22 protein-coding genes are annotated in these 24,862 nt (G+C 46.8%); 19 read left to right on the top strand and 3 right to left on the bottom strand.

Going from position 1 to position 24,862, the window contains the following annotated elements:
- Positions 1–127 precede the first annotated feature (127 nt).
- From AC1DP6_RS18565 to AC1DP6_RS18495, 15 genes are all read left to right on the top strand, one after another.
- Positions 128–1,942: a glycoside hydrolase family 35 protein gene (locus AC1DP6_RS18565; protein WP_477056162.1), complete on the top strand. Its 1,815-nt coding sequence runs from the start codon at positions 128–130 to the stop codon at positions 1,940–1,942.
- Between the two features lie 241 nt (positions 1,943–2,183).
- Positions 2,184–2,627 (top strand): CBS domain-containing protein, encoded by a 444-nt coding sequence (locus tag AC1DP6_RS18560; protein WP_477022640.1) that lies wholly within the window; start codon positions 2,184–2,186, stop codon positions 2,625–2,627.
- Positions 2,628–2,945: 318 nt separating this feature from the next.
- Entirely contained in the window at positions 2,946–3,365 is a 420-nt protein-coding gene (locus AC1DP6_RS18555; RefSeq protein ID WP_477056161.1) for an NADH-quinone oxidoreductase subunit A, read from the top strand.
- A 50-nt stretch (positions 3,366–3,415) separates the two neighbouring features.
- Positions 3,416–4,054 carry an NADH-quinone oxidoreductase subunit B gene (locus AC1DP6_RS18550; protein WP_477056160.1) on the top strand — a complete coding sequence of 213 codons (639 nt, stop codon included), beginning with the start codon at positions 3,416–3,418 and terminating at the stop codon, positions 4,052–4,054.
- Positions 4,055–4,168: 114 nt separating this feature from the next.
- Positions 4,169–5,914 (top strand): NADH-quinone oxidoreductase subunit C/D, encoded by a 1,746-nt coding sequence (nuoC, locus tag AC1DP6_RS18545; protein WP_477056159.1) that lies wholly within the window; start codon positions 4,169–4,171, stop codon positions 5,912–5,914.
- Positions 5,915–5,925: 11 nt separating this feature from the next.
- Positions 5,926–6,390, top strand: a complete 465-nt coding sequence (gene nuoE / locus AC1DP6_RS18540; RefSeq protein WP_477056158.1) for an NADH-quinone oxidoreductase subunit NuoE — start codon at positions 5,926–5,928, stop codon at positions 6,388–6,390.
- A 2-nt stretch (positions 6,391–6,392) separates the two neighbouring features.
- A complete protein-coding gene (gene nuoF / locus AC1DP6_RS18535) occupies positions 6,393–7,667 on the top strand; it encodes an NADH-quinone oxidoreductase subunit NuoF (RefSeq protein ID WP_477056157.1) in 1,275 nt (424 codons plus the stop codon).
- Entirely contained in the window at positions 7,654–10,347 is a 2,694-nt protein-coding gene (gene nuoG, locus AC1DP6_RS18530) for an NADH-quinone oxidoreductase subunit NuoG (protein WP_477056156.1), read from the top strand. Before nuoF ends, nuoG begins: the two co-directional genes overlap by 14 nt.
- Positions 10,348–10,351: 4 nt before the next feature.
- Positions 10,352–11,302 (top strand): NADH-quinone oxidoreductase subunit NuoH, encoded by a 951-nt coding sequence (gene nuoH / locus AC1DP6_RS18525; protein ID WP_441574054.1) that lies wholly within the window; start codon positions 10,352–10,354, stop codon positions 11,300–11,302.
- Between the two features lie 11 nt (positions 11,303–11,313).
- Entirely contained in the window at positions 11,314–11,829 is a 516-nt protein-coding gene (nuoI, locus tag AC1DP6_RS18520) for an NADH-quinone oxidoreductase subunit NuoI (RefSeq protein ID WP_441574053.1), read from the top strand.
- Complete coding sequence (nuoJ, locus tag AC1DP6_RS18515) at positions 11,826–12,356, top strand: NADH-quinone oxidoreductase subunit J (RefSeq protein WP_477022632.1); 531 nt, start codon at positions 11,826–11,828, stop codon at positions 12,354–12,356. The genes nuoI and nuoJ overlap by 4 nt, the downstream gene beginning before the upstream one ends.
- Positions 12,353–12,661 (top strand): NADH-quinone oxidoreductase subunit NuoK, encoded by a 309-nt coding sequence (gene nuoK / locus AC1DP6_RS18510; RefSeq protein ID WP_133810298.1) that lies wholly within the window; start codon positions 12,353–12,355, stop codon positions 12,659–12,661. The genes nuoJ and nuoK overlap by 4 nt, the downstream gene beginning before the upstream one ends.
- A gap of 15 nt (positions 12,662–12,676) precedes the next feature.
- On the top strand, positions 12,677–14,566 hold the full coding sequence (nuoL, locus tag AC1DP6_RS18505; RefSeq protein ID WP_477056155.1) for an NADH-quinone oxidoreductase subunit L: 1,890 nt from the start codon (positions 12,677–12,679) through the stop codon (positions 14,564–14,566).
- Positions 14,567–14,589: 23 nt separating this feature from the next.
- A complete protein-coding gene (nuoM, locus tag AC1DP6_RS18500) occupies positions 14,590–16,041 on the top strand; it encodes an NADH-quinone oxidoreductase subunit M (RefSeq protein ID WP_477056154.1) in 1,452 nt (483 codons plus the stop codon).
- Complete coding sequence (locus tag AC1DP6_RS18495) at positions 16,028–17,467, top strand: NADH-quinone oxidoreductase subunit N (RefSeq protein ID WP_477056153.1); 1,440 nt, start codon at positions 16,028–16,030, stop codon at positions 17,465–17,467. The genes nuoM and AC1DP6_RS18495 overlap by 14 nt, the downstream gene beginning before the upstream one ends.
- 3 nt (positions 17,468–17,470) lie before the next feature.
- Here AC1DP6_RS18495 and AC1DP6_RS18490 read toward each other — a convergent pair whose 3' ends face one another.
- The 3 genes from AC1DP6_RS18490 to AC1DP6_RS18480 form a co-directional block, all read right to left on the bottom strand.
- Positions 17,471–19,915 carry an outer membrane beta-barrel protein gene (locus AC1DP6_RS18490; protein WP_477056152.1) on the bottom strand — a complete coding sequence of 815 codons (2,445 nt, stop codon included), beginning with the start codon at positions 19,913–19,915 and terminating at the stop codon, positions 17,471–17,473.
- A gap of 65 nt (positions 19,916–19,980) precedes the next feature.
- A complete protein-coding gene (locus AC1DP6_RS18485) occupies positions 19,981–20,256 on the bottom strand; it encodes a hypothetical protein (RefSeq protein WP_477056151.1) in 276 nt (91 codons plus the stop codon).
- 74 nt (positions 20,257–20,330) lie between these two features.
- Complete coding sequence (locus AC1DP6_RS18480; protein ID WP_477056150.1) at positions 20,331–21,599, bottom strand: aspartate kinase; 1,269 nt, start codon at positions 21,597–21,599, stop codon at positions 20,331–20,333.
- 140 nt (positions 21,600–21,739) lie between these two features.
- Here AC1DP6_RS18480 and fbp point away from each other — a divergent pair, with 140 nt between their 5' ends.
- The 4 genes from fbp to AC1DP6_RS18460 all read left to right on the top strand — a co-directional run bounded on the left by fbp (position 21,740) and on the right by AC1DP6_RS18460 (position 24,847).
- Positions 21,740–22,750, top strand: coding sequence for a class 1 fructose-bisphosphatase (gene fbp, locus AC1DP6_RS18475; protein ID WP_441574045.1), 1,011 nt, complete (start codon positions 21,740–21,742; stop codon positions 22,748–22,750).
- A 162-nt stretch (positions 22,751–22,912) separates the two neighbouring features.
- Positions 22,913–23,404 (top strand): CAP domain-containing protein, encoded by a 492-nt coding sequence (locus tag AC1DP6_RS18470; RefSeq protein ID WP_477056149.1) that lies wholly within the window; start codon positions 22,913–22,915, stop codon positions 23,402–23,404.
- Positions 23,405–23,545: 141 nt separating this feature from the next.
- Entirely contained in the window at positions 23,546–24,310 is a 765-nt protein-coding gene (locus tag AC1DP6_RS18465; RefSeq protein WP_441574043.1) for an ABC transporter ATP-binding protein, read from the top strand.
- Positions 24,311–24,319: 9 nt separating this feature from the next.
- Positions 24,320–24,847: a YfiT family bacillithiol transferase gene (locus AC1DP6_RS18460; protein ID WP_477056148.1), complete on the top strand. Its 528-nt coding sequence runs from the start codon at positions 24,320–24,322 to the stop codon at positions 24,845–24,847.
- Positions 24,848–24,862: the final 15 nt, after the last annotated feature.

The following is a 24,862-nucleotide window of genomic DNA, read 5'->3' as shown; positions in this document are numbered from 1 at the left end:
CGAATTACGGATTTGTGGGTAGAAGAACATTTGTTTATCTACCCACAAATCCGTAATTCGTAATTTGAAATTCGTAATTCTTAATATTTAACGTATTTTGTACGCTTATCTGCAACTTATTTGAACAATGAAAAAAGTAATCCTAAGCGGCATGCTGGCGCTATCCTGTTGGATGGGGCAGGCAGTGCAGGCACAAAACAAACATTCCTTTGCCTTGAGTAAAACTGATTTCATGCTGGATGGTAAGCCTTTCCAGATGATCAGTGGTGAAATGCATCCGGCCCGTATTCCGCATGAATACTGGCGTCATCGTATCCAGATGGCGAAAGCGATGGGCTGTAATACCATTGCGGCTTATATTTTCTGGAACTATCATGAAACGGTAAAGGGACAGTTTGATTTCAGCAACGGCAATCACAACATTGCAGAATTTATCAAAATAGCACAGGAAGAAGGTATGTGGGTATTGCTGCGCCCGGGTCCTTATGTGTGTGCAGAATGGGAATTCGGTGGTTTACCACCTTACCTGTTGCAAACGCCGGATATCAAAGTGCGTTGTATGGATCCGCGCTATATACAGGCTGTTACCACTTATGTGGAACACCTCGCGGCAGAAGTAAAACCTTTGCTGGTTACCAATGGTGGTCCGGTGGTGATGGTGCAGATAGAAAATGAATATGGCAGTTACGGTAACGATAAAGAATATTTAAATACACTGAAAGACATGTGGGTGAAGAATGGTATCAATGTTCCATTCTACACCGCCGACGGTGCTACTGCCTATATGCTGGAAGCAGGTGGAGTAGAAGGAGCTGCCATTGGACTGGATTCCGGAGGCTCTGAAGCTGATTTTGCCGCTGCAAAAAAACAAAACCCGAATGTACCTGCGTTCAGCAGCGAATCATATCCGGGTTGGTTAACACACTGGGGCGAACAATGGCAACGTCCGGGCATTGATGGCATCTCCAAAGAAGTAAAATTCCTGATGGATACCAAACGCTCTTTTAACTTGTACGTCATTCATGGTGGAACGAATTTCGGTTATACTGCCGGCGCCAATTCAGGCGGTAAAGGTGGTTATGAGCCAGATGTAACCAGTTACGACTATGATGCACCTATTAACGAGCAGGGAAGCGCTACGCCTAAGTACCAGGCCCTGCGTCAACTGTTAGGTAGTTATCTCCCGAAGGGCAAAAAATTACCGGCTGTTCCGGCACCCATCCCCACAATTACCATCCCGGAGTTTAAGCTCAATGCATTTACTTCTGTATGGGATCATCTGCCAACGGCGATGCATACTCCGCAACCTAAACCATTTGAAGCCTTTGGGCAGGACTACGGCTTTATGCTGTATAAAACCACGCTGATTGGCCACAAGAGCGGTAAGCTGTCGGTGAAAGACCTGCATGATTATGCCACTGTATTTCTCAATGGAAAATACATTGGTAAAATTGACCGTCGCCTCGGTGAAAAAACAATTGACATTCCGGTAAGCGATGTACAAAATCCTGTACTGGAGATCCTGGTAGAAGGAATGGGCCGTATCAACTTTGCAGATGCACTCATTGATCGTAAAGGAATCACGGATCGTGTAGTCCTGAATGGTATGACACTGATGAACTGGGAAGTATATGGTTTGCCAATGACAGAGAAATTTGTACAGGACCTCAGCGCTTCTGCTACAAATGCAACTAAACCAGGACAATTCTTTAAAGCAACTTTTAACCTTGATAAAACCGGTGATACCTATATTGATATGTCCGCATACAAAAAGGGTATTGTTTGGGTAAATGGTCATAATCTGGGCCGCTATTGGGAAATAGGGCCACAGAAAAGATTGTATTGTCCTGCTCCGTGGCTGAAGAAAGGCGCTAATGAAATCGTAGTGTTTGATTTACACCAGGAAGCAGCAGCACCGGTATCGGGAGCGGCAACGTTGTAAATAGCGGAAAGCTTAAAGCAGAAAGCAAAAAGCTATTGAAGCAAATGTTATTAGCGAAGGTAAAATCCGCGTGTAGCATTTGCTTCAATAGCTTTTTGCTTTTTGCCTTCCGCTTTCTGCATCCACCCATTGTGTACTTTGTACACTAACAAATATTTCTCACTGCCTTGCTTTTAACAACGAAAATTGCTAACTTAGGAATGGTGGTTTTTCATTTATTTACTTTCTTAAAATGCATGCCATGGGAAAGGTACGCAATATCCTGCAGGCTAAGGGTCATGCAGTATACTCCATAAACCCTGACAACACTGTCTTTGAAGCCCTTCAAATGTTGGTCGATCATAACGTAGGAGCCCTGACGGTAGTCGACAGTCAAGATCACTTCCTTGGAATTTTTTCAGAACGTGACTATGCCCGCAGAGTGATCCTCAAGGGACGTGCTTCCAAAGAAACCCTGATCCGCGAAATCATGACAGAACGCCCTATTACAGTTACTGAAGAAGATTCCATTGAAGACTGTATGGGACTGATGACGGATAAAAGAATCCGTCACCTGCCTGTAATAGATGGACAAAACAGGTTGATCGGTTTGATTTCTATTGGGGACGTGGTGAAATTTATTATAGATGACCAACGTTATATCATTACCAGTCTGGAATGTTATATAACTGGCACGCATACCTGATTTTCGCAGTAGAAACAGTTTTGCAGATTCGTACTAATTTTTGTAACTTCAATTTCATATAGTCTTTACCGTAATGCAGCGAATGAAACGTTATGAAATCAGATCCATATCTGGTTCCCTCTTTGAATTAAGCGGTTTACAGACGTATATTAATGTTTAACAGATTTGTTACAGTAGATTGGAAAGCATACTACTGGTTTTTCCTAAAGACTGGCATAACGGACTTTTAAGTAAATCGCTCGGAGGGCGAACACTTTGAAAAGCGCTGTTTCTGACATCACCCCCATTTGGCCATTTTTAGCATATGGTGCTATTGTTGTGATACTCATCGGTATCATACTGGGCCTTTCTTATGTATTAGGCCAACGCCATAAAGACCGCGCAACAGGCGAGGCATATGAGTCCGGTATTATCTCCACCGGCTCCGCCCGACTTAGGTTCCCTTCTCAGTTTTACCTGGTAGCAATGCTGTTCGTCATCTTTGACATTGAAACAGTATTGATTATTTCCTGGGCAATTGCCTACAAAGAAGTAGGCTGGACTGGCTTTCTCGGCGTTTCCATTTTTATCTTCATTTTATTGGCTGTACTTATTTACGAATGGCGTAACGGCGCATTGGACTTCGGTCCTGATGGGAAGAAAATATTACGCGCATACAAAAAAATGCGGAAGAAAAAATCCGCTAACGTTAACAGTTACACGGACATTAAGACTCCAACACCACAGGCACTTACGTAACAGTAGCATGTTGATTTTATGATTCACGCATAACGTAAATCAACTCTTTTATGAAATGGTGGCTGACCAACGCAAATGATGCATCGGGCAAAGTTTCCGGCAATACTTCTATGGAAGAAGTAATCCAGCAAAGTGTGATGCTTACTTCTGTAGAAAGTCTCCTTGCCTGGGGACGCAAAAACTCGCTTTGGCCTTTCCACTTCGGCCTTTCCTGTTGTTTTGTAGAGATGGCAACTGCTATGACCCCTAAGTATGATGTAGCCCGGTTCGGTGCAGAAGTAATCAGAGGTACTCCCCGTGAAGCAGATGTGATGATCATTGCCGGTACAGTGTTCATCAAAATGGCGCCTGTCATACAGCGTTTGTATGAACAGATGATGGAACCCCGATGGGTAATATCTATGGGCTCCTGCGCCAATTCCGGCGGTATGTACGACATCTACAGTGTGGTACAGGGAGTAGATAAATTTTTACCGGTAGATGTATATGTACCCGGTTGCCCCCCGCGCCCGGACGCATTTATGCAGGGCCTCGTGATGCTGCGCGACACCGTAGGTAAAGAGAAACGACCACTCAGCTGGGTGATCGGAGAACAAGGCGTGATCAGACCCGAGAAAATTTCCATGAAAGATACCCTGCGTGAAAAACGACAGCAAATGACGGAATTTAAAACACCTGACGAAATATAATAGCTTTTAGCTTTTAGCCATTAGCTTTTAGATTAGTAGCGAAAGCTAATAATCAAAGACTATCGCTAAAATCTAACGGCTACCTGCTAAAAGCTAACAGCTAAAATCCATTCTATGCCCGAGCGCATTGCAGCGGAATTAAGCTCCCGTTTCGGTGATATCACCTTTCAGCCACAAGCTACACGGGATGGGACGCCTACCTTCTGGACGCCACAGGAGAATATTGTGACCGTACTACAGTTTCTTAAATCTGAAATACAAATGCCTTATCGCATGCTCTATGACCTCACGGCCATTGATGAGCGTGCGTATAAACGGCAACAGAACGGGCACAAACCCTATGATTTTACCGTTGTTTACACACTTTTTTCCTTCGACAGAAACGAATTCCTGCGTATCAAAGCCGGTCTCCACGGCGAATACCCTGCGCTGGACAGTATTACACCCATCTGGACTTCCGCCAACTGGTACGAACGCGAAGTATATGATATGTTCGGCATCCGGTTCAATGGTCACCCCCTGCTAAAACGCATTCTTATGCCCTCCACCTGGGAGGGGCATCCGCTCCGCAAGGAGCACCCGGCACGCGCTACTGAAATGGGGCCGTTTAAGCTCTATGACGAGAAGCAGGACAGGGAGCAGGAGGCCCTGCGGTTTAAACCCGAAGAATGGGGCTTAAAACGCCATAGCGAAGATGCTGACTTCATGTTCCTCAACATAGGTCCTCAACACCCCGGCACCCATGGCGTATTACGCATTATCCTGCAACTGAACGGAGAAGATATTGTAGATGCCGTACCTGACATCGGTTTTCACCACCGTGGCGCCGAAAAAATGGGAGAACGGCAATCCTGGCATACCTATATTCCCTATACCGATCGTATTGACTACCTCGGTGGTGTGAATAACAACCTGGCCTATCTGCTGTCGGTAGAACAACTGGGAGGTATTGATGTACCGCTCCGGGCCCAGGTAATCCGTATTATGCTCTGCGAACTGTTCCGCATTGCCAGTCACCTGGTATGGTATGGCACCTTTGCCCAGGATCTCGGGCAGCTATCTCCCGTATTCTATATGTTCACTGACCGTGAACGGATCTTCGAAATCATTGAAGCCATTTGCGGCGGCCGTATGCATCCCAACTGGTTCCGCATAGGTGGCGTAGCCCAGGATCTGCCCAACGGCTGGGAACCATTGGTGAAAAACTTCGTCAGCTATTTCCCGAAACAGCTCAAAGAATACGATAACATGGTGATGAAAAATTACCTGTTTAAAGCCCGCACCAAAGGAATAGGCATTTATACCCTGGAAGAAGCCATTGACTGGGGCGTTACCGGCCCCGGCCTCCGTGCCTGCGGCATGGAGTGGGACATGCGCAAGAAAAGGCCCTACGGAGGTTACGAGAACTTTGCTTTCGAGATCCCGGTTGCTCACAACGGAGATTGTTACGACCGCGCAGTAGTACGGGTAGAAGAAATGCGACAGAGCCTCCGCATCATCGAACAATGTGTGGCTTACATGCCATCCGGCGATTATAAGTCGCACCACCCGCTGGCTACTCCTCCGGTAAAAGCACGCACCATGCAGGACATAGAAACACTCATACATCATTTCCTCAACGTAAGCTGGGGCCCCGTTATTCCTGCCGGTGAAGCCATGGTGGTCACAGAGGCCACCAAAGGATGGAACAGCTATTACCTGGTCAGCGATGGCAATACTTCTGCCTACCGGGTAAGGGTACGAACGCCCTCGTTCCCGCACATGCAAATGATTCCGCTGATCAGCCGCGGTTATACAGTGGCAGATCTGCTTTCTATACTCGGAGGAATGGATTATGTACTTGCAGATATTGACAGATAACCTGATAACATATGCTTTCTGCTATCGAAATAGAACAAATCACACATGAGCTGCAACAGGTGCCGGTAAAAAAGGCCGCCTGTATTGAAGCCCTGAAAATTGTACAACAGCAACGCCGCTGGGTATCTGACGACAGTGTGGCCGATATTGCCCAGCTGCTGGAAATGAGCACCGCAGAAGTAGACAGCGTGGCCACTTTCTATAACCTGATTTTCAGACATCCCGTAGGTCGCCATGTCATTCTGCTCTGCGACAGTATCAGTTGCTACGTGATGGGCTATACGGAAATAAAGCAGAAACTGATGGATCTGCTGCAGATAAAATATGGACAAACAACACCCGATGAACGCTTTACCCTGCTGCCCAATGCATGCCTCGGTACCTGCGATCATGCACCGGCACTGATGATTGATAATGACCTCTACAGAGATCTGAAAGAAGAAGATCTTTCACAAATACTGGATCAATATTTATGAATATGGAACGTCCGCTCACACAACATATTCCCGCTTCGGGCGCTGCACTTCATCTGAAGGAGTACGAAGCAGTGGGCGGGTACTCCGCACTGCGCAAGGTATTGCAGGAGCTTACGCCGCAGGAAGTAACCGGAAAGGTAAAAGAGGCGAATCTCAAAGGGAGAGGAGGCGCAGGTTTCAGCACCGGTATGAAGTGGAGTTTTGTTCCCATGAATGTGACCGGCCCCAAATACCTCGTTGCCAATGCCGATGAAATGGAACCCGGTACATTCAAAGACCGGTGGCTGCTGGAAGGTAACCCACATCAGCTGCTGGAAGGGATGATCATTTCTTCTTATGCGATACAGGCCACACAGGCGTTTGTATTTATGCGCTGGGCATATAAAGAAGCTGCGCACATCATGCGTCAGGCCATTGCAGATGCTTATGCCGCAGGCTATCTCGGTAAAAATATACTCGGTAAAAATTACAGCCTGGAAATGCAGTTGCATACAGGCGTAGGCAGATATATGTGCGGGGAAGAAACAGCCCTGCTCAACTCACTGGAAGGTAAACGCGCCGTACCCCGCGCCAAGCCGCCCTTTCCACAGGTAAGTGGATTATTCGGTAAACCTACCATTGTGAACAATGTAGAAACATTGTCTTACATACCGCATATCATGAATAACGGAGGCGATTGGTTTAAATCACTGAGCCATACCGCCGACGGGGGTACGAAAATATACGGTGTAAGCGGAAAGGTTAACAAGCCCGGTGCCTGGGAACTACCTATGGGGGTTACTATGCGGGAATTGCTGGAAGAACACGCGGGAGGCATGAAAGCCGGTTATCGCTTTCGCGGTGCACTGCCCGGTGGCGCTTCAACTGATTTCCTAACCGATGCCCATCTGGATGTGAAAATGGATTTCGCAGGAGTAGCGGCCGCAGGAAGCCGCCTGGGTACCGGCACTATGGTCGTATTAGACGATCGTACCTGCCCGGTTGGTTTTGTACATAACCTGGAACATTTCTTCGCACAGGAATCATGCGGCTTCTGTACGCCCTGCCGCGAAGGACTGCCCTGGACAGAAAAAATACTATATGCTTTGGAACAGGGACACGGAACGTATGCAGATCTGGAACAACTGGAAATGCATACGAAACTGCTTGGCCCCGGCAATACCTTTTGTGCGCTGGCACCTGGTGCCATGGAACCTTTGCAGAGTGCACTGAAATATTTCCGGGAAGATTTTGAGCAACACATCAAAGATAAAAAATGCCCATATGCCCATCATTAACATCGATAATAAAACCTATGAAGTAAAGGAGGGCAAGAACCTGCTGGAAGCTTGCCTGTCRCTTGGTTTAAACCTTCCTTACTTTTGCTGGCACCCGGCCCTGGGGTCAGTGGGTGCCTGCCGGCAATGTGCAGTGAAAGTTTTCAAAGACGAAGAGGATACCAAAGGAAGAATCGTGATGTCCTGCATGGAGCCTGTAAAAGATCAGCTGCGTTTATCCATTGACGATAAAGACGCAAAGGATTTTCGTGAACATGTGATCGGCTGGCTGATGACCAATCACCCGCACGATTGTGCAGTATGCGATGAAGGCGGCGCCTGCCACCTGCAGGATATGACAGTGATGACCGGGCATTCCTACCGCGATTATCATTTCACTAAAAGAACGCATAATAACCAATACCTCGGACCATTCCTTAATCACGAAATGAATCGCTGCATACAATGCTATCGTTGTGTGCGTTTTTATAAAGACTTTGCAGGTGGTAAAGACCTCGATGTATTTGCTGCGCATAACCACGTGTATTTCGGACGTCAGCAGGATGGTACCCTGGAAAGTGAGTTCAGTGGCAACCTGGCAGAGATTTGCCCTACCGGCGTATTTACAGATAAAACCCTCAAACAGCATTATACCCGCAAATGGGATCTTACTTCAGCCGCTTCTGTATGCCAGGGCTGTGGCCTTGGCTGCAACATCCTGGCCGGCGAAAGATATGGCGCCATCCGGCAGATTACCAATCGTTTTAATGGCGCCGTAAATGGATATTTTCTTTGTGACCGTGGCCGCTACGGCTATGAATTTGTGAATAGTGAACAACGCATTAAAACACCGATGGTATATCACGGCCCTGCCGAACAGGCAAATGGTATCCCGATATTGCAGCATATTCATCACCGGATGAAACCCGGTAAAACAATAGGTATCGGTTCTCCGCGTGCTTCATTGGAATCCAATGCGGTATTAAAAGAACTGGTAGGAGCAGACAATTTTTACCTGGGCGTTTCCGCCGCAGATCATGACCTGGTATCCCTTTCCCTCAGAATACTTCAACAAGGCCCGGTACGCGCCGCATCGCTGCAGGAAGCGGCAGGAGCAGATGTGGTGCTGATCCTGGGAGAAGATGTGACCAACACGGCGCCTATGCTGGCCCTGTCTGTACGACAGGCCATACGCCGTATTCCGGTAAACGAAGTAATCAACAGTGTACACATGCCCGCCTGGCAGGATGCCGCGGTGCGCGAGGCCGTACAGGATAGCAAAGGCCCGCTGTATATCCTGAATGTACAGGAAACAAAACTCGACGAACTGGCAGCAGGTGCCTGGCATACTGCTCCTGATAATATTGCACGTATAGGCTTTGGCGTTAGCCACCTGCTGAGCGATAAAATGCCGGTAGTCAACGGCATGTCGGAACAGGGTAAAGCTATTGCGGTAGAAATTGCCAACGTATTAAAGACGGCAAAAAATCCGCTTATCATTGCCGGCTATGGCAGTGGCAGCGAAGCCGTGATCAAATCAGCTGCCAATGTAGCCTGGGCACTGCATGATCTGGGCATCGATGCGATGCTCACCTTTACCGTTCCTGAATGTAATAGTATGGGACTGGAAATGTTAGGTGGTCATCGCCTGGAATCTGCGGTAGACCGCGCCCTGAATAATGAAGCAGATACGGTGATTATTCTCGAAAACGATCTGTATCGTCGGTTAAATCAGCATAGGGCCGATCTTTTTTTCAGCAAGGTACATGATGTGATTTTACTGGATCATCTCTATAACGCTACTGCAGAAAAAGCAACTATTATATTGCCTGCCGGCACCTTTGCAGAATCTGATGGCACACTGGTGAACAACGAGGGACGCGCCCAACGTTTTTTCCAGGTATTTTCGGCGACGACCGCTGTGCAGGAGAGCTGGCGATGGCTGTTACAAATAGCCGCCGGTAACGGGCATGCCACACTGTCTGAGCTGCAACACCTGGATGACGTGGTAAGTCATGTTGCTGCCACATGGCCGGTTTTTGAAGGCATAGATACACTGGCTCCGCATGCGGATTTTCGTATTGCCGGTCAGAAAGTACCGAGAGAACCGCATCGTTACAGTGGCCGCACGGCTATGCAGGCGAACCTGCAGGTGAGTGAACCCAAACCGCCGGAAGATACCGATACCGCCCTCTCTTTTACCATGGAAGGATACCGGGGAGAACCACCTTCCTCCATGATTCCTTTCTTCTGGGCGCCGGGATGGAACTCTGTACAGTCCGTGAATAAGTACCAGGTAGAAACCGGTGGTCCCCTGCATGACGGCAACGGAGGAAAGCGTTTAATTGCTCCTCACTCTAACGGACACACGCCGTTTTATACGGAGGTGCCTGAACCCTATCTGGCGATGACGGAACACTTACTGCTGGTACCACTTTATCATATTTACGGATCAGAAGAACTGAGTGTGCATACGCCCGGGGTGGCAGAGCGTATTCCTGCACCCTATATTATGCTGCACAGTGAAGATGCGAAAAGGCTGCAGGTAGCAGCAGGGTATATGTTGCATTTTAAAGATAACGGTCACAACTATACGTTACCGGTGATCATCAATGATACATTGCAGCAAGGGGTAGCTGGTATACCTGTAGGCCTGCCGGGCATACAGATTGCAGAAGCGCCACAACTGATAAAAGTATAACGATATGACAAACTTCTGGTGGATCATAGGAGGGGTGCTGTTTGCACTGTTAAATACGGCGGCCGGTCTTATCTGGGTAGAGCGCCGGATGCTGGCGCTGTGGCAGGATCGCTACGGACCTAACAGGGCCGGACCTTTCGGGCTGCTTGTGGTGCTGGCGGATACGATTAAATTGTTTTTTAAAGAAGACTGGATTCCTCCTTTTGCAGATAAAGTAGTGTTTGTATTTGCGCCGGCAGTGGTCATGCTCAGTGTACTCATGAGCTTTGTGGTGATGCCTTTTGCACCTAATATTATTGTGGCAGACTTGAATATTGGCTTGCTATTTTTCCTGGCCATGTCGTCATTAGGTGTGTACAGCGTGGTGCTGGGCGGTTGGGCTTCCAATAACAAATATGCGCTGCTGGGCGCTATGCGCGGGGCTTCTCAGATGATCAGCTACGAGGTATTTATGGGGCTTGCGTTGATGGGAGTTGTGGTATTGAGCGGCTCTTTTAACCTGCGCGAAATAGTAGAAGCACAAAGAACGGTATGGTTTATTGTACCGCAGTTCATCGGATTTCTCATCTTCCTGGTAGCAGGAGTGGCGGAAACACATCGGCTGCCGTTCGATATACCAGAGGCAGAAAGTGAGCTGGTAGCGGGTTTTCACTCGGAATATTCCGGGATGAAATTCGGGATGTTTTTTATAGGAGAATACCTGGGTATCACCCTTATTTCCGGTATGCTGGTCACCCTGTATTTCGGTGGCTGGCTGGGACCTGCTTTCCTGCCGCCGGTAATATGGTTCGTTATAAAAACTTTTGCCTTCATTATGCTATTCATCCTGTTCCGGGCGTCTATGCCGCGGCCCAGGTATGATCAGCTGATGGAGTATGGATGGAAGGTATTATTTCCGTTATCGATATTAAATCTGATGGTAACGGCGGCGATCAAACTTTGGTTAAATACTTAAAACTCAAAATAATGCTTAGTCTGGTAAGAAGTATGTGGCTGATTTTCCTGCATATGTTCCATAAGCGGGAAACCTTTCAGTATCCGGAGCAGAAAGCGCCGTTGCCAGCCCGCTGGCGTGGCCGCATAGCACTCACCCGTGATCCGGACGGAGGCGAGCGTTGTGTGGGTTGTTACCTCTGTGCAGCCGCCTGCCCGGTGGATTGTATTTCATTACAGGCCACGGAAGATGAATCCGGCAGAAGATACCCTGAATTTTTCCGTATCAATTTCTCCCGTTGTATTTTTTGTGGTTTCTGTGAAGAAGCTTGTCCCACTTACGCGATACAGCTATTACCCGATTATGAAATGGCGGAGTACAACCGGCAAAACCTGGTGTATGAAAAGGAAGATCTGCTGATCAATAGTCAGGGAAAGTATCCCGGATATAATTATTACAATGTAGCGGGCATGGCTATACGTGGTAAAGATAAAGGAGATGCCCAGCAGGAGGAACCACCAGTAGATGTAAAAAGTTTAATGCCATGATCGGACCCGCATTCTATATCGCTGCAGCTATTGCCATCTTAGCCACTATTATGGTGATTACACGCTATAACATTATGCATGCGCTGTTATACCTGGTAGTATCCTTACTGGCGGTGGCAGTAGTATTGTATCTCTATGGTGCGCCTTTTATGGCAGCATTGGAGGTGATTGTTTATGCCGGCGCTATTATGGTACTGCTGATATTCTTTGTGATGATGCTGAATCTCGGCAAAGAATCTGCGGCGCAGGAGAAGCTATGGCTGAAGCCCCGTATATGGATCTTTCCTTCTTTGCTTTGCATCATCCTGTTGGGAGAACTGGTGTTTCTTGTTTTACAGAATCGTCAGCCTGCCGCAGAAATACAGATAGTGGATCCCAAAGCCGTAGGAATGGCGTTGTTCGGGCCATACATCCTCGCGGTAGAACTTACAGGTATGTTGCTGATGGCGGGTATTGTGGGTGCCTATCACCTGGGGCGTCAGAAAGAAAAAACACTACACCGGTTCCTTGAAAATAATGAACTATGAACGTGCATCCTACTACCGCGGGTATGTTGCTCGCCGGCGTTTTATTTGTGCTGGGGCTGATCAGTATACTGGTACGCCGCGACATTATTTTTATGTTGTTGTCAGTAGAAGTGATGCTCAATGCTGCGGGACTGGCCTTTGTGGTCGCGTCTTCCCACTGGGGTACGGCGGATGGACAGGTGATGTTCATCTTCATACTGGCAATGGCAGCAGCAGAAGTCTCGGTTGGCCTGGCACTGATACTACAGTTATACCATCAGCTCAAAACACTGGATAGTGATGAAGCCGCAAAAATGAATGGATAAAAAATCTTTATAACTATGTTCCCTGCACTCATACCGCTCATTCCTTTTGCAAGTGCCTTCCTGCTCATGCTGGGCTGGAAACGTATGAGCCGTATAGCCGTTACTGTAATTGGCTGCGGCAGTATTGGTCTGGCCGCTATAGTAGCCGTACTGATAGCCATACAATTTGCCGGCAATGGTGAACAGGCCATTGTACAGCATGCAGCTAACTGGCTGGAAGTGGGTGGATTTAAGATAGGCTTTGATCTCCGGATGGATGCGTTGTCTGTAGTATTTGTAGGGGTGATTACGATAGTAGGTTTCCTGATACATGTATATGCTTCCGGTTATATGCACGAAGAGCCCGACTACGCCCGCTTCTTCGCCTGCATGAATTTATTTGTAGGGGCAATGCTCACCCTGGTGATGGCAGATAATTTATTGCTGCTTTATTTGGGCTGGGAAGGAGTAGGGCTCTGCAGCTATCTGTTGATTGGCTTTTGGTATAAAGATCCGGCCAATGGTTATGCTGCACGCAAAGCATTTATTGTTACGCGTGTAGGCGATACTGCTATGGCCATTGCGTTGTTTATGTTGTTTCAGCATACCGGTACATTGCGTATCCCGGAGATACTGGAAAGCAGCACGCACCTGTGGACCAAAGGCGATCCGGTGATTACCTGGATTGCATTGCTGTTGCTGGGTGGCGCTGTAGGTAAGTCGGCGCAGCTACCTCTACAGACCTGGCTGCCGGATGCGATGGCCGGCCCTACGCCGGTGAGTGCGCTGATCCATGCGGCTACCATGGTAACAGCAGGCGTATATCTCATCGCACGCACACATACTTTGTTTGAACTGGCGCCTGATGCACAAACCACTACTGCCGTAATAGGTGCTATTACGCTGGTGCTGGCGGGTTTTAGCGCATTGGTGCAAACAGATATTAAAAGAGTGCTGGCTTATTCTACCATCAGCCAGATCGGCTATATGTTCCTGGCATTGGGCTGCGGCGCCTGGTCGGCAGCGGTATTTCATTTTGTCACACATGCATTTTTTAAAGCCCTGCTATTTATGGCTGCCGGCGCTATCATTGTGGCGCTGCATCATGAGCAGGACCTGTTTAAAATGGGTGGACTGAAAAAACAGTTGAAGGGCGTATACTGGGTTTTCCTGATAGGCTGTGCTTCTCTGGCGGCTATTCCTTTTGTAACAGCCGGCTTTTACAGTAAAGATCAGATTATCTGGTTGTCCTGGTCTGCCGCAGGCGGACATATGGGTTTCTGGCTGGCTGCCTTGCTGGGCGCATTACTTACGGGCATGTACACCTTCCGGATGTTTTTCCTGGTGTTTTATGGAGACATTAAAACGGAGGTGCATCATCATCCTGGTAAAAGCATGATGATCCCACTCTATATCCTGGCAGTATTATCTACTATTGCCGGATTTATAGAACTGCCGCATACATTAGGGCATGTAACGCTTTTCAGTAACTGGTTGCTGCCGGTATTRCCGGCGGTTACGGTGTTGCAGGAGAGTGTTTCCCTGGAATGGACTTCCCAGGCATTATCTGCCGTACTTGCGCTGAGCGGTATAGGGCTCGCCTATGCATGGGTAGTGTTGCATCCGAAAGGGATGTCTGACTTCCTGGAAATGCCTGCCATTATTTGGTTGCGCGGTTTTTGGAGCAGGGGATGGGACTTCGATAAATTATATAATATACTGTTGGTATATCCCTATGTATACCTGTCACGCATGAATAAGAAAGATCTGATAGACAAAATGTATACTCATCTCGCAGCAGCCATGGAGTGGTGTCATAATATGCTGGCACGTACACAGAGTGGGTTGCTGCGGTGGTATATATTGGGTGTAGTACTGGGTGCAGTAGCAATATTGTCTGTACTCATCTGGAGAATATACATATAACTTAAACGTATAAACGAAATAATATGATCCTGCTGGTACTATTGTTGATCCTTTTCGCTGCGGCGCTGCTATCGTGGATAGTAGGTGCGAAAAGCCATGCAGGGAGCCGCTGGATCGCCCTCTGTAGTTTGTTGCTGAACCTGGGTATTGTGATCAGTATCTGGATAAATCATCCTGCTGGGGGAGATCGCTGGTGGTATCAGTACCGGATAGACTGGATACCGCATTTCGGTATCAGTCTGCATTTGGCCATGGATGGTTTAAGCCTGCTGATGCTGGCGCTTACTTTTTTTCTGGGGGCGTTGTCGGTATTGATTTCCTGGAAAGAAATCAATAGCCGGGTAGGCTTCTTTCATTTCAATCTGTTGTTCGTGCTTTGTGGGATCACTGGTGTTTTTCTGACCATGGACCTGTTTTTATTTTATTTTTTCTGGGAGATGATGCTGATACCGATGTACTTCCTGATTGGTATCTGGGGCCATGAGCACCGGGAATATGCGGCCAATAAGTTCTTCCTGTTTACACAGGCAGGAGGTTTATTGATGCTGCTGGCCATATTGGGTCTTTACTTTGTACATGAAGCTAACACACACGTATATACGTTTGATTACTTTGATCTGTTAAATACCCCGATGACGCCGTCTACCGAACGTTGGCTGATGCTGGGTTTCCTGGTGGCCTTCCTGGTAAAATTGCCGGCCGTACCTTTCCATACCTGGTTGCCGGATGYACATACAGAAGCGCCTACTGCAGGTAGCGTAGTGCTGGCCGGACTGTTGCTGAAAACGGGGGCGTATGGTATTCTTCGTTTTGTATTGCCGCTCTTCCCTGCCGCTGCAGCAGATATTGCGCCGATAGCTATGTTGCTGGGTGTAGTGGGTATTCTTTATGGAGGAATGCTGGCATATGCACAAACGGATCTTAAGAGATTGATTGCTTATACGAGTGTAAGTCATATGGGCTTTGTATTACTGGGGGCTTTTGCATTTAATGAAATTGCTTACCAGGGCGTGGTGATGCAGATGATTACGCATGGCATCAGCACCGGTGCCCTGTTCATCATTGCCGGTGCTTTGTACGAGCGTATCCATACCCGCAACATACGGCAAATGGGCGGCCTCTGGCTGCGTTTACCACTCATGGGTAGTGCTGCTATGATTTTTGTGATGGCTTCGCTGGGATTGCCTGGATTGGGCAATTTTGTGGCAGAATTCCTGGTGCTGCTGGGAAGCTGGCAGGCCAATCATCTGTTAACGGTATTGGCTACGATTGGTTTGGTGGTGGCTACCGCCTATTCTTTGCGCATTATGCAGAAAGTTTTTTTCGGGCCCTGCGACCGGCAATATACTATGAAGGATCTCAACGGGCGCGAACTGGTGATTATAGTGGCCCTGGTTATCGTCATTTGCTGGTTGGGATTTCATCCGCAACCGGTACTCAACACTTCCCAAATTATAGACTATGTCGTTCGCTGATTTTTTAAGCCTTGGACCGTTGATTACCCTATGTGCTGCGGCAGTGGGGGCTATGTTGCTGATAGCGATATGGCGTAATCACCGTATTGTATACAGCTTCACCCTCATCGCTTTTATTATGTCGATGATGGCAGTGATACCGGCCATAAAATATATTCCACATGCTTATCCTCCGCTACTGGTGATAGATGAATTTTCCCTGTTTAATACAGGGCTTATTCTGATAGCGGGCTTCATTATCCTGTTGTTGTCGTTTAACTATTTTGAAGAAAGAGAGGAACGTAAGGAAGAATATTATATCCTGCTGATATTGGCTACCATCGGCGCATTGGTGTTGGTGGTGAGCCGGCATTTTATGGCATTGTTCCTTGGATTGGAAATACTGAGCATCAGCTTATACGGATTAATTGCGTACCTGCGTGCCCGTGAGCGTTCCGATGAAGCAGGGATCAAATACCTGATGCTGGCGGCGTTGTCATCTGCCTTCCTGCTGTTTGGTATGGCGCTGGTATATGCTTTTACAGGACATATGGATTTTCCTGGTATTGGGGTGGCTTTGYGGCAGGCTGGTTATTTGCCGGTAAGTGTGATGGCAGGTTTCGGATTGATGTTGATCGGGGTGGGCTTTAAACTCGGTATTGTACCTTTCCATATGTGGGCGCCGGATATTTATGAAGGAGCGCCATTGCCGGTGGCCGCCTTCATTGCTACTGTTTCAAAAGGCGCCATGCTGGTGTTGCTGATCCGTTTTTACCAGGACATTCACGGTAACGACTATCCGATGTTATGGTGGATTGTAGCCATTATTGCGGTGGCCTCTATGTTTGCGGGCAATTGGCTGGCACTGACCCAACAAAATATTAAACGCATACTGGCCTATTCGTCCATTGCTCATATGGGATATATCCTGGTAGCTTTTTTATCGGGTGTACAAACAGGGCTGGAAGCATTGGCCTTTTACCTGGTAGCCTATTTTATTACCAGCATCGGTGCGTTCGGTGTGGTGATTGTGATGTCGAGTAGTTTGCAGGATGCAGAAACGATCGCCGATTATAAAGGGTTGTTCTGGCGCTATCCCTGGGTAGCCACGGTGTTTACCGCTATGCTGCTATCCCTCGCAGGCATACCACTCACTGCCGGATTTATTGGTAAGTTTTATGTGGTGATGGCGGGCGTAAACGGGCATCAGTGGTTCCTGTTGTTTATGCTGGTGATCAACAGTGTAATTGGATTATACTATTATATCCGCCTGGTGGCGGCCATGTTTACAGTACCTGCGCAGGGAGAGCAAACAATGGTGGTGCCGGCCCTGCCCATGGCCGGTAATATCACCCTGGTTATTTTAACCATACTGTTAATAGGGCTGGGTGTGTATCCTACTGCTATGATGCAGCTGATACAACAAATGATGCGGATACTGATTTAACTATCAACCTGCTCTGTTCTGCTCATCGCTGGTGCCTGTTTTTCTTTCCCTGGCGGCTTTGATGCTGGCGCTGCCGAATTTATAACTGAAAGAAAGATTCACGGTCCTGAACTGCCAGGTATTAAAAATACTCATGTTCAGGTTCGCAAATTCTGCGGCCCCGCGGTAGCTTTCATTACGCAGTATATTATTAACGCTCAGTTTCACAGTAGCATTCTTATCCATGAACATCTTCTGAATGCCCAGGTTCAGGTTATATTGACTGTAGCCCCTGAAAATACCGAAAACAAAGGGAGAATTATAATACCCCATTACCTCCAGTTTAACATCTTTGGGCAGTGTGATCGTGTTGGTACTGCTGATATAGTAATTAACGTTGTAACGGCTATAGGGCTCGTTGGTGGTGGGGTCCTCAAATTTGTATTTATTGTAGGAAAGATCCACATTGTTATCGCTGCTCCACCACTTGGTGACTTGTATAGGCAAGGTTAGCAGCAGGCTATAGATGTCCGTTTTGTCGTAGTTGCGTTCTGTGCTGATAGAAGCTTTGGTACTGTCATCCTGTGTTATAAATTCTTCCATCATATCTTTTATACGACTGTATCGCAGGGTAGCAATATACTTATCCTTAAAGGTATACGAGACTTCTGCAATATTGCTGTATTGTGGTTTCAGGTAAGGATTACCTTTGAAATACGTGTATTTGTCGAGGTAAAACATAAAAGGATTTAGCTGTCCGTACTGCGGTCTTTCTATTCTGCGTGACATCGCCAGGCTCACCTTATTCTTATCATTTATTTTTTGTTCCACATTGATATTCGGGAAGAAGTCGGTGTAGGAACGTTTTACATAAGTGTCCGTTGTAAACGAATGCCCGGTAGATGTGGTATTCTCTACCCTTAAGCCCAATTGCAGGGCCGTTTTGTTTATTTGTTTTTTATAGGTGGCATAGGCGGCGTATACATCTTCCTGGTAATTAAACCGGTCACTCAACGTTGGTGATGGTCGATAAATACCTTTATAGAGAGAATCGAACTGTAATACGTTGGTAGTGGTGACAAAACTTGCTTTGGCACCTGCTTCCAGTTTGCTTTCTTTACCAAGTGGCCAGCTTAGATCGGCCTTCAGGCTTTTAATGAGCACCTGAGTACCACCGGTCGTGCGGATACTGTTAGGATTCCGGCTAAGTTTTGAATGTGGATCATACAGACTGTCGTTCAGTTGCATGAAGCGGTGATTATTGAATTGGGCATAATCTGCATCGAAGCTGATTTCGCGGCCTCCGGCGGTGTCAATGATGCCTTTATAGTTCAGGTTAAGGGCAATATTGTCAAATTTATTGTCATTAACGGTGAGGGAGTTGACAACAGAATCCGGCGGCATGTTGGGTTTGCCCAGGTGGGTGGCGCTATAGATCTGGTTGCTGAAGGCGTTTTTAAAGCCGTTGGCCAGTACCCCGATGGTATGTTTATCGTTGATAAAGTAATCCATACCCACTTTGAGGTAGTTGTTTTTGAAACGGTTACGCTGGAACACGTCCTGTTGCATGAAAGTGGTGCTGCCATCGCTTTCTTTTACAGAGCGGCTATAGTCGCGGGTCACCTGCCGGGGATAATCGCCCTGGTCGAAGTTGCCGAACAGGTTGAACTTCTCGGTTCTCCAGTTAATGTTGCCGGATATGCCATAGCGACCGTATTTCGACTGGGTAAGGGTAGCATTGACGTTACCGTTTACGCCTGTCATTTTCCCTTTTTTAGTTTTTATATTGATGATACCGCCATTACCGGAAGCATCATATTTGGCAGAAGGGCTGGTCAGTATTTCTATAGAGGCAATACTTTCTCCTGGTGTGGTTTTCAGGAGATTGGTGAGCTGTTCACCGCTTAAATAGGTCAGTTTACCATCTATCATCACGGTAACACTTTGTCCTTTCAGGGTAACATTTTCGTTGTTGTCTACCTGTACGCCGGGAGCTCTTCGGAGCAGGTCCAGGGCGGTATTACCTGCTGCACTTACGCTGTTTTCTATATTCATCACTGTTTTACCAGCGGAGCTTTCGATATAAGGCTTTTGGGCGGTTACATTCACTGCCTGCAGGTTTTTGCCCAGTGGTGGCAGTTTCATACTACCCAGGGCAATGGTTTTGTGGCCGGCATCTACCTGGAACGCGGTACTATAGGAGGTGGTGTATCCCATTTGCGACGCCTGTATGAAATAGTGTCCGTTAGCAATGCCATCAAAGGCACAGCCGCCATTTTCGGTGCTCATTTCGCCTTTTACGAGTGTGGAGTCTTTTACCTTCCGCAGCATAATGCTGGTAAAGGGGAGGGGCTTACCCGCATTGTCTGTAACTGTTAGTGTAATTTTTCCTGAGGAGTTGGGTTGTTGTGCAAACGCCGTAAGGGTGCAACAAAAAAGCATTCCCAGGGCTACGATGATCGTTTTCATACTATCGTTTCCGTTGTATAAGTTCTCAAAAGCTATAACCAATAAATATGTAGGGGGCCGTACTATTATTTCTTCCTATAATTATCCTGGATGTATTTAAAAGCCAGGTTCATGACGTCTTTTGCTGTTTCCAGGGGTACTTTTTCTGTCTCATTCGCAATACATGACTGGGTAGCAGGAACGGCAGGTGTTTCCCGGAAATTTCCGAGCGTAATCAGATATATAGGCAGTTCATCCGGGTTTTTGGCCGAAAGGTGGCCATGGCTTGCCATTTTTCCTCCCAATACTAAAATAAGCATTAGAAAGRTACTCAGGCACAAAACGATAGCAACTTTTTTCATACCGCATTTTTACTAAAGACGAACGGGTACAAAAAAAGTTGCACGGGGGAGTCAAATTATTTTGCTGGATAAATTTATTTTTTCCAGAGACGTTGTATGGTAGCGGGAGAACGTTGTTCTAAAAGTATGGTATGCCCATCACTGAGTTCTTCCAGCAGGTTGGTCTGGTAATAACGTACGGTGAGGAGCTCCAGTCCTTCATTATATACGATTTTGAACTGCTGGTGCAGGGTCTTGATCAGGAGTTCTATCTTTTCCGGGTTATTATCTATACAGCAGGAAAAATTGATTGCTCCGTTCTGCATCAGGTTAATTTTCACCTTCAGTGCGTGGAAGATCTCGTAAATATCGCTGATCTTGTCTTCTGTAATAAAGGAATAGTCCTTGGAGGTGATATTCAGCAGTACCTGGTTCTTTTTCAGCACAATAATGGGAGGTAGCTGTCTTACATCTGCGGTTTCCTTAATCACAGTGCCGGGCAGGTTTTTATCCAGAAAGCATTTTACCAGCAGTGGTATCTGTTTGTTCTGCAGTGGTTTAATGGTTTTGGGGTGTATGACCTGGGCGCCGTAATAGGCCATTTCAATTACTTCTCCATAACTGATCTCCGGTATATTTACGGTATTGGGAAACAATTTAGGGTCGGCATTCTTCAGGCCTTCCACGTCTTTCCAGATCGTCTGGCTTTCTGCATCGAGCATATTGGCAAAAACGGCGGCGGAATAATCACTACCTTCCCTGCCCAGGGTAACGCTTTCGTTTTGATCGGTAGCGCCAATGAAGCCCTGTGTAATCACGATGCTGGTTTTTTCAAAGAGGGGAGCCACCTTTTCAGTTACCTGTCTCTGGGTATATATCCAGTCAATATTAGCATCCCGGAAGTTGTCATCTGTACGGAAAACATCCCGGACATCCAGCCAGGTATTATTCAGGCCGATGCTGTTAAAGAAAGCACTTACAATGGCGGTGCTCAGCAATTCACCCAGGCCCACCAGCTGATCATAATAATAATCATAGGTGCGCAGTGGCTTTTCGCCCAGCGTCCATTCGGCTTCGGTAAAGAATTGCTGGAGTTGGGTAAACAATGGGTGTTCACGGGTACCCAGCAGTGATTCAGCTACATTGATGTGATGTTGCTCAATGTTGAACAGCAATTGTGAGGCAATTTCCCGTTTCCGGAGAAAAAAGCTTTCTGCTACCTTTTCCAGCTCATTGGTAGTTTTTGCCATGGCAGAAATAACAATGAGGAGTTTTTCGTCCGGAAATGACTGCACTATCTGCGCCACCTGCCGGATACGTTCAACACTTTCTAAACTTGCGCCACCAAACTTGAAAACCTTCATATGATAGTTTATCTTCTTTTAAAAAATTATTTGGCAAAGTAAGACAAGTTTAGAATTGTTTTAAAATCTGTTTATAGATAAATGACAGTTCCCTTAAAATAGTTTCAATTCCTTTAATTTCGTTCGTACAACCTAACGTTATGAATCTTAAGCAAAAAGTAATGACCCTGGATGAATTCACCATTCAGGAGTTGCGGAATTACCCGGGGGCAACCGGTCAGCTATCCGGTTTACTCCGTGATATGGGTCTGGCAGCTAAAAGGGTAAATGTGGAAGTGAATAAGGCAGGTATTGCTGACATCCTGGGAGAAGCCGGCAAGACCAACGTGCAGGGTGAATCCGTAAAGAAACTCGATGAATTTGCCAACGAGCAATTCATCAACTCCCTGGAAACCAGTATTTATTGCTGTGGGGTAGCTTCAGAGGAAAATGAACATTTCATTCCTTTTCATGATGAGCATTCCAAAAAATCGAAGTACGTGGTACTGATGGACCCATTGGATGGTTCGAGCAATATAGATGTGAATGTATCTATCGGAACGATTTTCTCTGTGTACCGCCGTCTTACACCGGAAGGTACGGAGTGTGAGCTGGAGGACTTCCTGCAGCCTGGCACCCGTCAGATTGCGGCTGGTTATATTATCTATGGCTCTTCTACCATGATGGTATATGCTACCCGTCGCAGTGTGCAGGGCTTTACCCTGGACCCGTCTATCGGTGAGTTCTGTTTGTCGCACCCTAACCTGAAATGTCCGCCAGACAGTGATATCTTCTCTATCAATATGGGCTATTATCACTTATATGAGGAAAAGATCCGCAAGTCTGTTGACCATTTTATGGCCAGAAATGAAAACGACCGGATCTACCGCCATCGTTTTGTTGGCTGTATGGTTGCCGAAATACACCGTACTTTAATTCAGGGCGGTATTTTCATGTATCCTGCTTTCGGGAAATATTCATCCGGCCGGTTAAGGCTTTGTTATGAATGTAACCCGATGTCTTTTATCATGGAAAAGGCTGGTGGCGTGGCAATGGCCAATGGCAAACAGCGGCTGCTGGAGCTGAAACCGGTACAACTGCACCAGCGGATGCCTATTTTCATTGGTTCAAAGAACATGATGGAAACCTGGCAGCATATTATGAACGATTAAGAAAGAAAAATATATTACTAAAAACGGTGTATTGGGGATACAAAATATCCACTATACACCGTTTTTAATTTCTGGTATAACAGTTGCTAAACCTATAGTGTATTTAATAGTCTAATTGTTATTCATTATTATTTATTTCTAATTATTAACCATTTTAATTCTATGTTGATTTTGAAGAACCAACGGATCTTTGCGGTATTGGTAGCTGTTTTTGCCTTCTTCCAGGTGAGTGCATGTTCACATGCCACCACCCGTCAGGCAGATGGCGGTAACACCGGTGGTAGTATGGATGAACAGATCCTTTACTACACCAATAAGTTCCGTCAGTCCAAGGGACTGAAGCCATTGCAGCTGGATGCCACCATCAGCCAGCAGGCCCGCAGCCATAGCCGCGATATGGCTAATGGCAGCACCGGCTTTGGACACGAAGGATTTGAAGAGCGCGTAGCCTACGTTTCCAAGAAAATGGGCCGCGTGGCAGGTGCTGCGGAAAATGTAGCCTATGGTACCCTGGATGCCGAAGCAGTGGTAAATGGCTGGATCAAAAGCCCCGGACACCGTAAAAACATGCTCGGTGATTACACCCTGATCGGTATTGGTACGGCTGGCAAGGGCAGGATCACTTTCTTTACGCAGGTGTTTATTAAGCAATAGAATTAGGAATTACGAATTATGAATTACGAATTACGGATTTGTGTGGAGATAAGAGCGAAGGTTAATATTCGCGTTTATCATCTCCACACAAATCCGTAATTCGTAATTCATAATTCGTAATTCTTTTACTAATTTGGCCCCATGGAAAAGAAAAAGATCATTGAGGTAAATAACCTGGTTAAAAAATACGGGGAATTTACCGCGGTAAAAGGGATCAGCTTTGAGGTGTATGAAGGTGAGATCTTTGGCCTGTTAGGCCCTAATGGTGCAGGCAAATCAACGACCCTGGAAATCATTGAAACGCTCCGGGATAAAACGGAAGGGAAAGTGACAGTGGGCGGCTACGACCTCGACAAAGATCCTAATGATATAAAGAAGATTATCGGTGTACAATTGCAAAGCTCCGGTTATTATCCGGGACTGAACCTGATAGAGCTCATCGAAATGTTTGGTGGACTGTATAATCAACCGGTATCACCGATGAAACTCCTGGGTATGTTTAACCTGGAAGATAAAGCCAAAGCAAAGTTCAAAGAGCTTTCCGGCGGTCAGAAACAGCGTTTTTCCATTGCTACCACGCTCATCAACAAACCACAGATCATATTCCTGGATGAACCTACCACCGGACTGGATCCTCAGGCAAGACGCAACCTCTGGGATCTGATCCTGCAGGTACGCAGCCAGGGTACTACCGTGGTGATCACCACTCACTATATGGATGAAGCAGAGTTCCTGTGCGACCGCTGTGCAATTGTAGATAGTGGCCGTATCATTGCCATCGACTCTCCTGATACACTGATCGATCAACTGGTATCCTCAGGCTTTGAAAGAGCAAAAGAAGTGAAGAAAGCAAACCTGGAAGATGTATTCATTCATCTCACTGGTAAAGATCTACGGGAAGAATAAATAAACCGGATGGAAGCACTTAAATATCCTATTGGCCGCTTTACAGCATTACCGGAGTATACTCCCACCATGCTGCAGGGATTCATCCAAGACATTCACTATTTACCCCAACTGGTGGAAATAGCGGTGCAGCAACTGGATGAATACCAACTGCAAACGCCCTACCGGCCGGATGGCTGGACGGTAGCACAGGTAGTGCATCACCTGGCAGACAGCCACATGAACGGATATATCCGCATGAAACTCGCCCTCACAGAAGAACAACCCATTATAAAACCATATGAGGAAGGCGAGTGGGCAAAACTGCCGGATGTGAAATTCATCCCCATCAATGTGTCTATTACCCTATTACATGCCCTGCATACCCGCTGGACCAGCCTGATGGAACATTTAACTGCCGCTGACTGGGAACGTACTTTTATACATCCCGCCAACGGTACACAACATAATCTGAAAACCCATGCTGCTAATTATGCCTGGCATGGCAAACACCATCTGGAGCATATCCTGCGCCTTAAAGAAAGGATGGATTGGTAAAGCATTGATATTATG

The organism is Chitinophaga sp. 01L420 (assembly GCF_056399985.1).
The sequence above is the reverse complement of the archived record's forward strand: the minus strand, read 5'-3'. Positions and strand labels throughout refer to the sequence as shown.

What these genes read in the sequence shown, in the direction of transcription:
- AC1DP6_RS18480 (WP_477056150.1), bottom strand. Translation starts at nt 21,599, where the DNA reads ATGAAGGTTTTCAAGTTTGGTGGCGCAAGTTTAGAAAGTGTTGAACGT.
- AC1DP6_RS18490 (WP_477056152.1), bottom strand. Translation starts at nt 19,915, where the DNA reads ATGAAAACGATCATCGTAGCCCTGGGAATGCTTTTTTGTTGCACCCTT.
- AC1DP6_RS18560 (WP_477022640.1), top strand. Translation starts at nt 2,184, where the DNA reads ATGGGAAAGGTACGCAATATCCTGCAGGCTAAGGGTCATGCAGTATAC.
- AC1DP6_RS18460 (WP_477056148.1), top strand. Translation starts at nt 24,320, where the DNA reads ATGGAAGCACTTAAATATCCTATTGGCCGCTTTACAGCATTACCGGAG.
- nuoH (WP_441574054.1), top strand. Translation starts at nt 10,352, where the DNA reads ATGACAAACTTCTGGTGGATCATAGGAGGGGTGCTGTTTGCACTGTTA.
- nuoC (WP_477056159.1), top strand. Translation starts at nt 4,169, where the DNA reads ATGCCCGAGCGCATTGCAGCGGAATTAAGCTCCCGTTTCGGTGATATC.
- AC1DP6_RS18470 (WP_477056149.1), top strand. Translation starts at nt 22,913, where the DNA reads ATGTTGATTTTGAAGAACCAACGGATCTTTGCGGTATTGGTAGCTGTT.
- nuoK (WP_133810298.1), top strand. Translation starts at nt 12,353, where the DNA reads ATGAACGTGCATCCTACTACCGCGGGTATGTTGCTCGCCGGCGTTTTA.
- nuoJ (WP_477022632.1), top strand. Translation starts at nt 11,826, where the DNA reads ATGATCGGACCCGCATTCTATATCGCTGCAGCTATTGCCATCTTAGCC.
- nuoE (WP_477056158.1), top strand. Translation starts at nt 5,926, where the DNA reads ATGCTTTCTGCTATCGAAATAGAACAAATCACACATGAGCTGCAACAG.
- AC1DP6_RS18565 (WP_477056162.1), top strand. Translation starts at nt 128, where the DNA reads ATGAAAAAAGTAATCCTAAGCGGCATGCTGGCGCTATCCTGTTGGATG.
- AC1DP6_RS18550 (WP_477056160.1), top strand. Translation starts at nt 3,416, where the DNA reads ATGAAATGGTGGCTGACCAACGCAAATGATGCATCGGGCAAAGTTTCC.
- nuoF (WP_477056157.1), top strand. Translation starts at nt 6,393, where the DNA reads ATGGAACGTCCGCTCACACAACATATTCCCGCTTCGGGCGCTGCACTT.
- AC1DP6_RS18465 (WP_441574043.1), top strand. Translation starts at nt 23,546, where the DNA reads ATGGAAAAGAAAAAGATCATTGAGGTAAATAACCTGGTTAAAAAATAC.
- fbp (WP_441574045.1), top strand. Translation starts at nt 21,740, where the DNA reads ATGAATCTTAAGCAAAAAGTAATGACCCTGGATGAATTCACCATTCAG.
- nuoI (WP_441574053.1), top strand. Translation starts at nt 11,314, where the DNA reads ATGCTTAGTCTGGTAAGAAGTATGTGGCTGATTTTCCTGCATATGTTC.